The sequence below is a fragment of the Pseudomonas sp. BN607 genome (genome assembly GCF_029871175.1).
Classification (GTDB): Bacteria; Pseudomonadota; Gammaproteobacteria; order Pseudomonadales; family Pseudomonadaceae; genus Aquipseudomonas.
This window is the reverse complement of record NZ_SSOE01000061.1, coordinates 169,013-182,496: the sequence shown is the minus strand read 5'-3', so window position 1 is coordinate 182,496 and position 13,484 is coordinate 169,013. Positions and strand designations below refer to the sequence as shown.

General features: G+C 62.5%; 11 protein-coding genes and 1 pseudogene. 8 read left to right on the top strand and 4 right to left on the bottom strand.

All coding sequences use genetic code 11. The features are described from left to right. Nucleotides 1–93: 93 nt before the first annotated feature. Entirely contained in the window at nucleotides 94–594 is a 501-nt protein-coding gene (gene tpx, locus E8E68_RS18740) for a thiol peroxidase (protein ID WP_280343657.1), read from the bottom strand. A gap of 425 nt (nucleotides 595–1,019) precedes the next feature. Here tpx and E8E68_RS18735 point away from each other — a divergent pair. Continuing rightward, nucleotides 1,020–2,206 (top strand): annotated as a pseudogene (locus tag E8E68_RS18735) (MFS transporter). 70 nt (nucleotides 2,207–2,276) lie between these two features. Here the strand turns inward: E8E68_RS18735 and E8E68_RS18730 are convergent. The 3 genes from E8E68_RS18730 to E8E68_RS18720 form a co-directional block, all read right to left on the bottom strand. Next, the gene (locus E8E68_RS18730; protein ID WP_280343654.1) at nucleotides 2,277–3,557 is read right to left on the bottom strand and encodes a serine/threonine transporter; all 1,281 of its coding nucleotides are present in this window, start codon (nucleotides 3,555–3,557) and stop codon (nucleotides 2,277–2,279) included. Between the two features lie 383 nt (nucleotides 3,558–3,940). Beyond that, entirely contained in the window at nucleotides 3,941–5,137 is a 1,197-nt protein-coding gene (locus E8E68_RS18725) for an amino acid aminotransferase (RefSeq protein ID WP_266030160.1), read from the bottom strand. A gap of 246 nt (nucleotides 5,138–5,383) precedes the next feature. Then, complete coding sequence (locus E8E68_RS18720; RefSeq protein WP_266030159.1) at nucleotides 5,384–6,409, bottom strand: Ldh family oxidoreductase; 1,026 nt, start codon at nucleotides 6,407–6,409, stop codon at nucleotides 5,384–5,386. A 143-nt stretch (nucleotides 6,410–6,552) separates the two neighbouring features. Here E8E68_RS18720 and E8E68_RS18715 point away from each other — a divergent pair, with 143 nt between their 5' ends. The 7 genes from E8E68_RS18715 to E8E68_RS18685 all read left to right on the top strand — a co-directional run bounded on the left by E8E68_RS18715 (nucleotide 6,553) and on the right by E8E68_RS18685 (nucleotide 12,956). Continuing rightward, a complete protein-coding gene (locus E8E68_RS18715) occupies nucleotides 6,553–7,425 on the top strand; it encodes a MurR/RpiR family transcriptional regulator (protein WP_110744143.1) in 873 nt (290 codons plus the stop codon). Nucleotides 7,426–7,447: 22 nt separating this feature from the next. Beyond that, complete coding sequence (locus E8E68_RS18710; protein ID WP_110744144.1) at nucleotides 7,448–8,200, top strand: transporter substrate-binding domain-containing protein; 753 nt, start codon at nucleotides 7,448–7,450, stop codon at nucleotides 8,198–8,200. Between the two features lie 105 nt (nucleotides 8,201–8,305). Next, nucleotides 8,306–9,025: an ABC transporter permease subunit gene (locus E8E68_RS18705; protein ID WP_280343648.1), complete on the top strand. Its 720-nt coding sequence runs from the start codon at nucleotides 8,306–8,308 to the stop codon at nucleotides 9,023–9,025. Continuing rightward, the gene (locus E8E68_RS18700; RefSeq protein WP_110744146.1) at nucleotides 9,022–9,732 is read left to right on the top strand and encodes an ABC transporter permease subunit; all 711 of its coding nucleotides are present in this window, start codon (nucleotides 9,022–9,024) and stop codon (nucleotides 9,730–9,732) included. The genes E8E68_RS18705 and E8E68_RS18700 overlap by 4 nt, the downstream gene beginning before the upstream one ends. Before the next feature lie 16 nt (nucleotides 9,733–9,748). Further along, nucleotides 9,749–10,993, top strand: coding sequence for an FAD-binding oxidoreductase (locus E8E68_RS18695; protein ID WP_280343645.1), 1,245 nt, complete (start codon nucleotides 9,749–9,751; stop codon nucleotides 10,991–10,993). A 22-nt stretch (nucleotides 10,994–11,015) separates the two neighbouring features. Then, nucleotides 11,016–11,798 carry an amino acid ABC transporter ATP-binding protein gene (locus tag E8E68_RS18690; protein WP_280343643.1) on the top strand — a complete coding sequence of 261 codons (783 nt, stop codon included), beginning with the start codon at nucleotides 11,016–11,018 and terminating at the stop codon, nucleotides 11,796–11,798. Between the two features lie 354 nt (nucleotides 11,799–12,152). Next, nucleotides 12,153–12,956, top strand: coding sequence for a type 1 glutamine amidotransferase (locus E8E68_RS18685; protein ID WP_110744149.1), 804 nt, complete (start codon nucleotides 12,153–12,155; stop codon nucleotides 12,954–12,956). Nucleotides 12,957–13,484 lie beyond the last annotated feature (528 nt).

Here is a 13,484-nt window from a genome sequence, read left to right as displayed (position 1 = left end):
AAAGGTTTCCATAGGCCTTACCGGCCTTGAAGCAGGCAAGCCCGCGCCAACGCCGGAACAGGCAACAAGTGCCCGCCCTGCCCCCCACAACCCTTACTTCAGTACAGCCAGCGCGGCGTCGTAGTTCGGCTCATCGGCAATTTCGCCAACCAGCTCGCTGTGCAGCACCTTGTCGTTCTCGTCCAGCACCACCACGGCACGGGCGGCCAGGCCGGCCAGCGGGCCGTCGGCGATGGCTACGCCGTAGTTTTCGAGGAACTCGCGGCCACGCAGGGTCGACAGGTTCTTCACGTTTTCCAGGCCTTCGGCGCCGCAGAAGCGTGCCTGGGCGAACGGCAGGTCAGCCGAGATGCACAGCACCACGGTATTGCCCACTTCGTTGGCCTGGGCGTTGAACTTGCGCACCGAGGTGGCGCAGGTCGGGGTGTCCACGCTTGGGAAAATGTTCAGCACCTTGCGCTTGCCGGCGTAGTCTTTCAGCGACTTTTCAGCCAGGCCTTCACCTACCAGGGAGAAAGCCGGTGCCTGGGCGCCGGCCTGTGGCAGGTTGCCGTTGACCTGGACCGGGTTGCCTTTGAGAGTCACTTGAGCCATGACGAAATCCTTATGCGGGGTTTGAAAAGGACACTGAGTTAAGCATGAAGGCGGCCGGGTGCCTATGGGGGGATGTGAAATTGTTCCAATTCCGGACTATTTTTGTGGACAAACCATGCCGCAATCAGCCGTCACGCCCCTGTTACTTTTCAGTTCGCGAGCGCCTGTCCAGAGCTCCAGGTATGGGCCCGCTACAACGCGGGATATCTAATTGCTCAGGGCTGTACAAGCCTGCCATCACTCTTGAAGTAAAGATTCCTACAGCCCTATCGGAACTTTCGCCAACAAGTTCACCTTGTGCATCTTCAAGATGACGCTACCATCAGGTGCGCGGCAAAAACAACACTTAATTGGGGATACCTAGATGAAATGAAAAGGTCCTATTTTTTGCTTTTCAAAACTCGGCCGTCGGCGGGATTAGTCGTATGAGCCGCCATCCGGCTTCCCTACAATGCCATTTGAATTCTGTGTTGCTAATTCTGATGTGTCTTTTAGGCGTATTTCCGTTAGATGTGATCCTGCCATCATTCCCAGCGCTCGCAGACACATTTCGGGTCGACCCCAAGCAAATAGCGTATTCGGTGAGTGCTTTCGCTATTGGTGTCGCCATGGCGCAAATAGTGATTGGCCCTCTTTCAGATCGCATCGGGCGCAAGCGTTTGCTGCTTGCCGGATTGGGCGTATCCATTGCGGGGGCGCTCGGTTGCGTATTTTCAACCCGCTATGAAACGTTCATGGTCTTTCGTCTGGTGCAGGCCCTGGGTTGCGGCAGCCTCGTGCTAGGCCAGGCGCTTGTGCAGGACCTCTACAGCGGTACGCAACGCAATGCCATGCGCATCCTGTTAACAAGCGCTAGTGGGTTGTTCATCTCCCTGTCACCGCTGGCAGGCGCTTTTCTTCAACAGTCTTTTGGCTGGAAGGCAAGCTTTACGGTATTCGTGGTAATCGCTGTAATCGTTTCACTTTTATCGTGTGTGCTGCTTCATGACACACCTGCGTCGCATGACCGGGCGCCAAGTATATCCAGTTATCGGGTGATGCTGCGAGACACCAACTATCTCGCGCACTCCATACTGTCCAGCCTCGCCTTTGCCTGCCATTTTTCCTTCATCGTCATAGCGCCATTGCTGCTGATGGATAGGCTGGAGCTCACGACTTATCAATTTCTATTGTACTTATCGGCTATGGGTTGGCCTACATCGCTGGCGGCATGGCTGCGACCTACCTGAACAGTCGCGTAAGCACGCAAGCTCAAATAAAAGCAGGCCTGCTGCTTATAAGTACTGCCGGCATTACCCTTTTGACGTGGGAATGGGTGGCAGGTTTATCTGTGCTAGGGGTTCTACTGCCGATGATTGTCTGTACCACCGGCACAACCCTGGTACGCCCCGCTGCAACGACCCAGGCTTTGGCGCGCTATCCGCGTCAGGCAGGTGCGGCAGCGTCGCTCAATACGACACTGCTGTTTGCTGGCGGCGGTTTGACGAGCAGTCTGGTCACAGGCTTCGAAAGCGCGCTGCCGGCGGGCCTGGCTGTGCTGTTCGTGATGGCCAGCCTGTGCGGAGGGTGGCTGCTTGCGTGCACCAAGGACGATGCAATGCAACGCTGCTGAAACCTTGATGAGGCAAAAAAATGCCCGGGTGGCGACAAGCGACCCGGGCATTCTTGAATGAAACGGTGAATCAGCTTACAAGGCCGTACACCACCGAAGTCAGCGCAACAAGGCCCACCACCACAACGAACACGTTGGAGGCCGCACCGCTGTACTTGCGCATCGATGGCACCCGGCGGATGGCATACATCGGCATCAGGAACAACAGCACCGCGAGAATCGGGCCGCCGAGCGACTCGATCATGCCGAGAATGCTCGGGTTGAGGGTGGCGACTATCCAGCACACCACCAGCATCAGTGCGGCAACCACGCGGTCCAGGGCCTTGGCGCCTGGGCGCGCACCGGTCTTGGCGATGATGCCCTTCAGGCCTTCGCTGGCGCCGATGTAGTGGCCGAGGAACGACTTGGCGATAGCCACGAAGGCGATCAGCGGCGCAGCGAACGCGATGGTCGGGTTGCTGAAATGGTTGGCCAGGTACGACAGGATCGACAGGTTCTGCGCCTTGGCTTCGGCCAGCTGGGCGCTGCTCAGGGTGAGCACGCAGCTGAACACGAAGAACAGCACCATCACCACCATCAGCAGGTGGGCACGACGCAGGATCTGGCCGCTGCGCTCATCGGCGTGTTCACCGTAACGGCGCTTCTGGTCGACGGCAAAGGCCGAGATGATCGGCGAATGGTTGAATGAAAACACCATCACCGGAATGGCCAGCCACAGGGTGTGCAGGAAGGCCGAGGCCGGCGGCACCTGAGTGGCGCTGTCGAGAATGCCACCGGTCCAGTGCGGCACCAGGTACAGGCCCAGCAACGCCAGGGCGACGATGAACGGGTAGACCAGCAGGCTCATGACCTTGACCGTGGCCTGCTCCCCGCAGCGCACGATGGCCAGCAGGCCGAGGATCAGCACGAATGACAGGATTGCCCGTGGTGGCGGCTGCATGTGCAGCTGGTGTTCCATGAAGCTGGACACGGTGTTGGTCAGCGCCACGCTGTAGATCAGCAGGATCGGGAAGATGGCGAAGAAGTACAGCACGGTGATCGAGGCACCGGCGTGACTGCCGAAATGCTCCTTGACCACTTCGGTGATGTCGCCGCCATCACGCCCGGAAAGGACGAAACGGGTCAGCCCGCGATGGGCGAAATAGGTCATCGGGAAGGCCAGCACGGCCAGGATCAGCAGCGGCCAGAAGCCGCCAAGGCCGGCGTTGATCGGCAGGAACAGTGTCCCGGCGCCGATGGCTGTGCCGAACAGGCCCAGCATCCAGGTGGTGTCGTGACGCGCCCAAGTGCCGAGGGCGGCGGGGGTCGATTCTGCAAAGCGTTGTTCAACGCTTGGGGCCTGCTCATTCATTCCGGGTGAAGCTCCACTCGCAAGACTGCAACAGGCTGAGAATGGCGAAATAGACCTTTCGCCCAACTCAACCGGAAAAGAGGGGCGCGATTGTGCACGGAAAGGTTGCACTTGCGAAGCCCTTTTCCGAGGAGCGGTTGCACTTGTCTTTACAAGTGGAAGGCATGGCTGGAGTCGTTCGATGGAATGTAGCGGCCTGCGGGCCTGTGGGGGCGGCCTGTGGGAGCGGCCTTGCGTCGCGATAGGGCCGCAAAGCGGCCCCAGCAATGTCAGCGGCAAAGCTACAATCGTGGGGGCGCTCCGCCCCCTTTCGCGACGCAAGGCCGCTCCCACAAAGTCCAACCGCGCCCCACAGGAGGGGCCGCAGCTGGCCCCTTGGCGAGTTACTTCTGAACGGCAGCGAACGCTTCGGCAACCCGTTGCAGGTTGGCCGGGCGCAGGCCGGACATGCACACACGGCCGCTGTCGATCAGGTACACGCCGAACTCGTCACGCAGGCGGCGCACCTGCTCGACGCTGAAGCCGGTGTAGCTGAACATGCCGCGCTGGCGCAGGAAGAACTGGAAGTCCTTGCCTGGCAGCAGCACGGCCAAGGCATCGACCAGCGCCTGGCGCATGTCGAGGATACGCTTGCGCATCACTTCGACTTCTTCGGCCCACTGGGCATTCAGGCCGGCATCGCTGAGTACGCCAGCTACCAGCTGTGCACCGAAGTTGGGCGGGCTGGAGTAGTTGCGGCGCACGGTAGCCTTCAGCTGGCCAAGCACGCTTTGGGCAGTGGCCTCGTCGTCGCAGACCACCGACAGGCCGCCAACCCGTTCGCCGTACAGCGAGAAAATTTTCGAGAACGAGTTGCTGACCAGGCAGGGCACGCCAGCGCGGGCCATTTCGCGGATGGCGTAGGCGTCCTCCACCAGGCCTTCGGCGAAGCCTTGGTAGGCAATGTCCAGGAACGGGATCAGCTGGCGCGCCTTGACCACTTCGACCACTTGCTGCCACTGATGTTGATCCAGGTCGGCACCGGTGGGGTTGTGGCAGCACGGGTGCAGCAGCACCACGCTGTTGGCCGGCAGGGACTGCAGGGTGGCCAGCATGCCGTCGAAGTCCACACCGCGGGTGGCCTGGTCGAAGTACGGGTAGGTGTGCACCTTGAACCCGGCACCCTCGAAGATGGCACGGTGGTTGTCCCAGGTCGGGTTGCTGACCCAGACTTCCGACTGCGGGAAGTAGCGCTTGAGGAAGTCGGCACCGACTTTCAGTGCGCCGGAGCCGCCCACGGTCTGCACGGTGGCTACGCGGCCGCCGGTCACGGCGGGGTGATCGGCACCGAACAGCAGCGCCTGGATCGCCTGGCGGTAGCTGGCCAGGCCTTCCATCGGCAGGTACAGGGAGGCTTCGTGGTCCTGGCCGGCGATGCGTTTTTCCACCGCATCCACAGCCGCCAGCTGCGGCACCACGCCGGCCTCATCGTAGTACAGGCCGATGCTCAGGTTGACCTTGTCGGCGCGCGGGTCGGCCTTGAAGGTTTCCATCAACGAGAGGATCGGGTCGCCGGCATAGGCATCGACATGTTTGAACACAGCGTGCAGCTCCTTGGATCAGGACAGTACGAAAAGTCAGCCCTGAGCATACCCGGAGTGCGGGCTCAGGAACATCCACTAATGTGCAAGGTTGTCTATGCAACATTGCATGACTGGGAAATTGCTGCGCTGTCACGCAGAGAACACTGGTCATTGTGGGAGCGGGCTTGTCCCGCGAAGGGAAGCGCGCGGTGCATGGCACCGGCCTTGCCGGTGTTCGCGGGGCAAGCCCGCTCCCACAGCGGATCAGCCCAGCAACTCTTTCAGGCCCTGCAACTCTTGCTCGGTCACCGCCACGCCCTCTTCCTCGGCCACCTCACGCTCACGATACCGCCGCTCGCCCGGCATCCGCGTCAGCCCCGCAGCCTGCATCTGCTCGACCAGCTCGCGACTGCGCTGGGCAAACCGCTCGCCTTCGGCCTTGCCCGGATCGATGACAATGATCAACTGCCCCGTCCATGGTGTTTTTGCCCCCGGGTGCCCGGACCAATCGAACTCCCAGGAGAAATTACCGCCGGTCAGTGCCGCTGCCAGCAGCTCGACCATCATCGACAGTGCCGAGCCCTTATGCTCGCCAAATGGCAGCAAGGCGCCGCCTTCGAGAATCGCCTTCGGCTCGGTGGTGGGCTCGCCATTGGCGTCCACGCCCATGCCCTCAGGCAACTGCTGGCCCGCACGCGCGGCAATCTGCACATCGCCGTGTGCCATGGCGCTGGTGGCCATGTCGAAGACGATCGGGTCATGTTCGGCACAAGGTGCCGCAAAGGCGATGGGGTTGGTACCGAACAGTGGCTTGCGCGCGCCATGTGGCACCACGCACGTCATGCTGTTGACCACACTCAGGGCCACCAAGCCCTCTTCGGCAAACGGCTCCACATCTGGCCACAGCGCGGCAAAGTGGTGCGAATTGTGAATCGCCAGTACGGCAATGCCCGCATTACGCGCCTTGGCCACCAGGAGGCCGCGGGCCGCTGCCAGCGCCGGTTGGGCAAAGCCGCCGGCGGCATCGACGCTGACATAGCCGGCAGCTATGTCACTCACCTTCGGCCGGGCCTGGCCATTGACCCAGCCACTGTTCAGCGTGGAGACATAGCCAGGCATGCGGAACACCCCATGGCTGTGGGCGCCATCGCGCTGGGCGCTGGCGCAGTTATAGGCCAGCACCTGGGCCACGCTGTCGCTGCAGCCGTGGCGCTGGAAAATGGCCTGCAACAGATCCTGCAGCTCGGTAAAAGGCACGCGCACGACGGTGCTGGTGGACGGTGCGGACATCTGAAGCTCCTTGTTGATTTTGGAATGGCTACAGCGTTGCAACGACAAAAACTTTCCTGCATGTGACAGCAATCTGTCAAATGTTGACTTGATGACAGAAAACATTCATTTTCTTCCCAAGCCTTACCCTCTGGAGCCGCAGCATGAGCCAACCGATCAAGCAACGCCTGGAAAACAGCCTCGAAGGGGCTGCTGCCTCAGGCCGCAAGATCGCCACCTACATGCTCGCCAACCTGCACGAGTTGCCGTTCCAGACGTCGGCCAGCATCGCCGCCAAGCTAGGCGTCAGCGAATCCAGTGTCGGGCGCTTCTGCCGCTCATTGGGTTATGCCCATCTCAAGGCACTTAAGCAAGACCTGCAGAACGACCTGGGCGATGGCCCGTGGCTGGTGGGTGACCGCTTGCAGGATTACCGCCAGAGCCAGGACGCCAGCGACAACGGCGGCAGCCTGGAGCTGGAAATCGCCGCCTTGGTACGCGTACACGAGTACCGCCAGAGCCCGGCCTGGCACAGTGTGGCGCAACGCCTGGCGAGCAAACCGCGGGTATTCGTCGCCGGCTTCCAGACCGAGCGTGGCGTCGCCATGTGCATGAGCCACTTGCTGCAATACCTGCGCGACGGCGTGCAACTGGTCGACCTTGGCGCCGGCCACTTCGGCGAAGTGCTGCTAGGCCGCGCCGAAGACAGCGCCCTGGTGGTGTTCGAGGCGCGCCGCTATTCGCGCCACGCCTTGCTGCTGTGCCAGAAGGCGCGCGAGGCTGGCATTGCGGTCACCCTGGTGACCGACACCTTTTGCGACTGGGCCGATGCCAACGCCGACGAGGTGTTCCGTATCCCCACCGAGTTCAATCTGTTCTGGGAATCCACCTCGGCGATGCTGTCGTGGGTGCACCTGATGGTCAACGAGGTCTGCAAGAAGCTCGGACCGGATGTTGAAAAACGCTTGGAAGCAACTGCCGCTCTACATAACGCATTCGTCGGCTACACCTCGTGGTCGGCGGGAAAACAACAATAGCAAGAGTGCAATGAGGTGCGAGATGAACAAGTCCATGGCCTTGGTGGGTGCGTGCGCCCTGCTGCTGGCGGGTGCCGCCAGCGCTGAAACCCTGCGGTTCGCCACCGAGGGTGCCTACCCGCCCTTCAACTATGTAGACGCCGATAACAAGCTGCATGGCTTCGATATCGACATCACCCATGCCCTGTGCGAGCAGATGAAAGTCGAATGCACGCTGGTGGCCCAGGACTGGGAAGGCATCATCCCCGCCCTGATGGCGCGCAAGTACGATGCGGTGGTGGCGTCGATGATCGACACCCAAGAGCGACGCAAGAAGATCGCCTTCACCGACCACTACTACCGCACGCCACTGACCGTGGCGGTCGCCAAGGACAGCAAGATCGACAGCGCCCAGACCGACTTTGTCGGCTACACCGTCGGTGCGCAGTCATCGTCGACCCAGGCCATCTACGCCGAAGACGTTTATGGCAAGGCCGGTGCCGACGTGAAACTGTACCCGACCATGGACGAAGCCAACGCAGACCTGGCGGCAGGCCGCCTGGACGGCGTGATTGCCGACAAATTCCCGTTGCACGAGTGGATGAGCAAGAACGGCGGGGATTGCTGCAAGATCCTTGGCGACGTGGCCGACACCAAGGCCGATGCCGCTATCGCTGTGCGCAAGGACGACGAAGCCTTGCGCCAGCGCCTGAATACCGCGCTGCAACAGATCGTGGCCAACGGTACGTATCAGAAGATCGCCAGCAAGTACTTCGCTTTCGATATCTACAACTGATCTTCAGGAAGTTGTGCGAACTCCCTGTAGGAGCGGCCTTGCGCAGCCCTTTCGCGACGCAAGGCCGCCCCCACAAGGCCGCATAACCTGCCCAAGAGGTTCGTCATGCTCGATCAATTGTCCTTGCTGTCTTTCGCCAGCGGAGGCTGGGGCCAGGCGTTGCTGGCCGGTGCGCTGGTTACCGTTTCCCTGGCCCTGGCCTGCCTGCCCATCGGCCTGCCCCTGGGCCTGGTAGTCGCGCTGGCGGCGCGCTCACGCAAACGCCTGCCACGGGCCTGGGCCACCACCTTTTCTACCGTGTTCCGCGGCCTGCCCGAGCTGCTGACGCTGCTGATCATCTATTACGGCTGCCAGATTGGCGCGCAGAAGATCCTCGCTGCCATGGGCTACCAAGGTGAGTTCATCATCAACACCTTCCTCGCCGCCATGATCGCTTTCAGCCTGGTGTTCGCTGCGTTTTCCAGCGAGATCTGGCTGGCCGCCTTCAAGACCCTGCCCAAGGGCCAGCTGGAAGCCTGCTCGGCGCTTGGCCTGAGCAAGCGCACCGGGTTCTTCAAGGTGGTGCTGCCACAACTGACCCGCATCGCCCTGCCCGGCTTGTCAAACAACTGGCTGTCGCTGCTCAAGGACACCTCGCTGGTGTCGACCATCTCGCTGGTCGACCTGATGCGCCAGACCAACCTGGCGGTGAGCGTGACCAAGGAGCCGATGTTCTTCTATGGCGTCGCCTGCCTGGGCTACCTGCTGTTCGCGGCACTGTCCGGGCGGGTGTTCGCCTTCATCGAAAGGCGCAGCAACCGCCACCTGCAAGGAGCACGCGCATGAGCCTTGATCAACTGCTGGCACTGGTGCTCGACCCCGACTTGCTGGAGCGCTATGGCCCGCGCTTCCTCGACGGCCTGCTGGTGACCGCCAAGCTGGTGGCCATTTCCTTCAGCCTGGGCGCCGTGCTCGGCCTGCTGCTGGCCCTGGCGCGCATGTCGCGCAGCCTGCTGCTGCAGCGCATGGCCGCAGGCTATGTGTACTTCTTCCGTGGCTCGCCACTGCTGGCCCAGCTGTTCCTGCTGTACTACGGCCTGGGCTCGCTCAAGGGCTTCTGGCAAGACGTCGGCCTGTGGTGGTTCTTCCGCGAGGCGTGGTTCTGCACCTTGCTGGCATTCACCCTGAACACAGCCGCCTACCAGGCCGAGATCTTCCGCGGCAGCCTGATGGCCGTCGCCCCTGGCCAGCATGAGGCTGCACGCGCACTGAACCTCAAGCGCTCGACCACCTTCTTCAAGGTGATCTTGCCGCAGTCGCTGCTGGTGGCGATCGGCCCGCTGGGCAACGAACTGATCCTGATGATCAAGGCCAGCGCGATTGCTTCGCTGGTGACCATCTACGACCTCATGGGCGTGACCAAACTGGCCTTCTCGCGCAGCTTCGACTTCCAGATCTACCTGTGGGCTGCCGTGCTCTACCTGGTGATCGTCGAACTGGTGCGGCGCCTGCTGAAACACTTGGAAGCCCGCCTGGGCCGCCACCTGAACTGACCGAAGGATACGTTCCATGCATTGCCAGACCCTTGTCCTCGGCGCCGGCATCGTCGGCGTCAGCACCGCCCTGCACTTGCAGGCCCGCGGGCGCCAGGTGATCCTGATCGACCGCGACGAACCGGGCAGCGGCACCAGCCACGGCAACGCCGGGCTGATCGAACGCTCCAGCGTCATTCCCTATGCGTTCCCACGGCAACTGGGTGCGCTGCTGCGCTACGGCCTGAACCGCCAGCCCGATGTGCGCTACAGCCTGATGCACCTGCCCAAGGCCGCACCGTGGCTGTGGCGCTACTGGCGCCAGTCCGCCCCCGGGCGTTTGGCGGGGGCTGCCGCCGACATGCTGCCGCTCGTGCAACGCTGCGTTGAAGAACACGATGCGCTGATTGCAGCTGCCGGCCTTGAGGGCCTGGTGCACGCCAAAGGCTGGATCGAGGTATTCCGCGACCCGGCGTTGTTCGAGCAAGCCAAGGCCGATGCCAAGGGCCTGAGCCGTTATGGCCTGCAGTTTGAAATTCTCGAATGCGCCCAGTTGCAAGCCCGCGAGCACCAACTGGACGCCACCGTGGTCGGCGGCATCCACTGGCTCGACCCGAAGACCGTGAACGACCCCGGCGCCCTCACCCGTGGCTATGCCGCGCTGTTCAAGCAACGCGGCGGGGAGTTCCTGCATGGCGATGCGCGCAGCCTGCGCCAGGCAGGCGACAAATGGCAGATCGACAGCCGCCGCGGCCCGATCATCGCCGACGAGGTGGTAGCCTGCCTTGGCCCGCAGTCGGCCGACGTGTTCAGCGGCCTGGGCTACCAGATCCCGCTGGCGATCAAACGTGGCTACCACATGCACTACGGCACCCGTGATGGCGCGCAGCTGGAGCACTCGATCTGCGATACCCAGGGTGGCTACGTGCTGGCGCCGATGGCGCGCGGTGTGCGCCTGACCACCGGCATCGAGTTCGACGCCGCCAGTGCGCCTGGCAATGAGATTCAGCTGGGGCGCTGTGAGGCCCTGGCGCGCAAGTTATTCCCGGCCCTGGGCGAACGCCTGGATGACACACCGTGGCTGGGGCGCCGCCCCTGCCTGCCCGACATGCGCCCGGTGATCGGCCCGGCGCCGCGCCACCCGGGGCTGTGGTTCAACTTCGGCCACGCCCACCACGGCCTCACCCTGGGCCCGGTCAGCGGCCGCCTGCTGGCCGAGCTGGTCACCGGCGAGCGCCCCTTCACCGACCCCGCGCCGTACAGCGCGACCCGTTTCGACTGAACCCACGCGGGAGAACAACAAGATGACCGCACCCTTGAGCCTTGCCAACCTTGCCCCCGAACCCGACCCGCGCCAGGTGCTGATCCGCATCGAAGGCCTGAACAAGCACTACGGGGCGTTCCACGTGCTGCGTGACATCGACTTGCAGGTGCGCGAAGGCGAACGCATCGTGCTGTGCGGGCCGTCGGGCTCGGGCAAGTCGACACTGATCCGCTGCATCAACCGCCTCGAAGTGGCCCAGCAGGGCAGCATCCAGGTAGACGGCATCGACCTCGCGTCCACCGGCCGGGAGGCAGCGCAGGTGCGCAGCGACATCGGCATGGTGTTCCAGCATTTCAACCTGTTCCCGCACATGAGCGTACTCGACAACTGCCTGCTGGCGCCTACCAGCGTGCGCGGGCTATCGCGCAAGGACGCCGAGGAACGGGCGCGCATGTACCTGAGCAAAGTCGGCATCGAAAGCCAGGCGCACAAGTACCCCAGCCAGTTGTCTGGCGGGCAGCAGCAGCGCGTGGCGATTGCCCGGGCGCTGTGCATGAAACCGCGGATCATGCTGTTCGACGAACCGACTTCGGCGCTGGACCCGGAGATGGTGGCAGAGGTGCTGGATGTGCTCGTGCAACTGGCCGGCACCGGCATGACCATGCTTTGCGTGACCCATGAAATGGGCTTCGCCAGGCAGGTGGCCGAGCGGGTGCTGTTCCTCGAGGGCGGGCAGATCATCGAGGACAGCCCGCCGCAGGTGTTCTTCAACCAGCCGCGCACCGAGCGGGCCAAGGGGTTTCTGGCGCAGATACTGCACTGATCGAAGGCCTGTCACCCCGGCCCCACAAGGGCCGAGGTGACTTCAAGCGACCTAAACATTGCACGGCTGCAAAGACCCAACTGCATCGTTAAATATTATTGACCTTACCCCCCGCCAAACCCACGCCACGACAGGCCCGCATCGGTTTCAGCCCCCGAAAACCGGCGCCTCCCCTGCGGTAAAGCCCGCGTCCGTCGTTTGACATATCGAACGGCTCTGGCAAGCTATCTACAGGCCCCGACCGGAATCGTCACCACGACGAGCCGGCAGTGCTCGGGGCTACAGGCAGCACTCAGAGCCCCGCGCCGTGCGCCTGCACAACAACGACAGGCTGAACCTGTCCCAAGGTGACATATGTCCAACAGCAACATTGGCAACAAGCAACCTTCCCTGCGCAAACCCGTCGTCCTGATGACCATGGGCAGCCAAGAGCGCAAAGGCCATGACTATCAGGTCATGACCCACAAATACATTACCCCGCTGGTCGAATTCTCCGATTGCGTCCCGGTGCTGGTCCCAACCTGCTGCGGCACCGAAGACCTCGACACCTACCTGGACATGGCCGACGGCGTGTACCTGACCGGCGCTGGCAGCAACATCGACCCGGCCCTGTACGGCCAGGAAAACCAGACCCCCGGTAAAGGCCAGGACCAGAATCGCGACCTGTTCGATATTCCGCTGGTCAAGGCAGCGCTCAAGCGTGGCCTGCCCATCTTCGGCATCTGCCGTGGCATGCAGGAAATCAACGTGGCGCTGGGTGGCGACATCTACCAGAAGGTGTACGCAGAGCCTGGCTTCAACGACCACCGGGAAAACCCCGAAGACCCAGTCGAGGTGCAGTACGCCCAGGTACACAGCGTGAAGATCAAGCCGGGCAGCTGGCTTCGTGACACCCTGGGTACTGACGAGATCCGCGTCAACTCGCTGCATGGCCAGGGCCTGCACAAGCTCGGCGCTGGCATTGAGGCCATCGCCCACGCCGAAGACGGCCTGGTCGAAGCCATTCATGCCCCGAGCATCTCGCCGTTCCTGTTCGCCGTGCAGTGGCACCCGGAGTGGCAAGCGGCGAAGAACCCTGATTCGATCAAGATTTTCCAGGCGTTCGGTGATGCCTGCCGGGCCCAGGTACGCAAGGCGCAGATCAAGCGCGCAGCCTGACCTTCAGTTTCCTCTGCTTTGATCGCGGGGCGGCGCAAGGTCGCCCCCGTTTCCCCGGTCACCCTCTGCTGGTCCCAGAACGCTTCCCGTGGAATCGGGCGGTAGGCTTGTGCCTGTCTCCGCGATCGTTTTTTCTCCCCACCTCAAGAGATACGATGACTCCCATGTGGTTGTCGTCATATCTGCTGCGCCGGTGAGATCGCGCGCCGCCCGCGCGGCGCATCGCGAGCTGCGCTCGCTCCTACGTTTGTTTCGGGCCAATCATTCCTGGGGGATTTGCGCGCGTACGCCTTGGCGCATGGCGCGAAATCGCGTCGTACAAACCAAGCGGTCGCGCGCGCCTGTCACAGGCGTAACTGGCCCGAAACAAACGTAGGAGCGAGCGCAGCTCGCGATGCGCCGCGCGGGCGGCGCTGGATATCCGCGCCACCGCCATTCTCGAACTGAACACCTCGACACCTGAACACCTGAACACCAAAACAAAAAATTCCGAAAAGGGACTAGTCATCTTTGAGGTTGTACGATAAC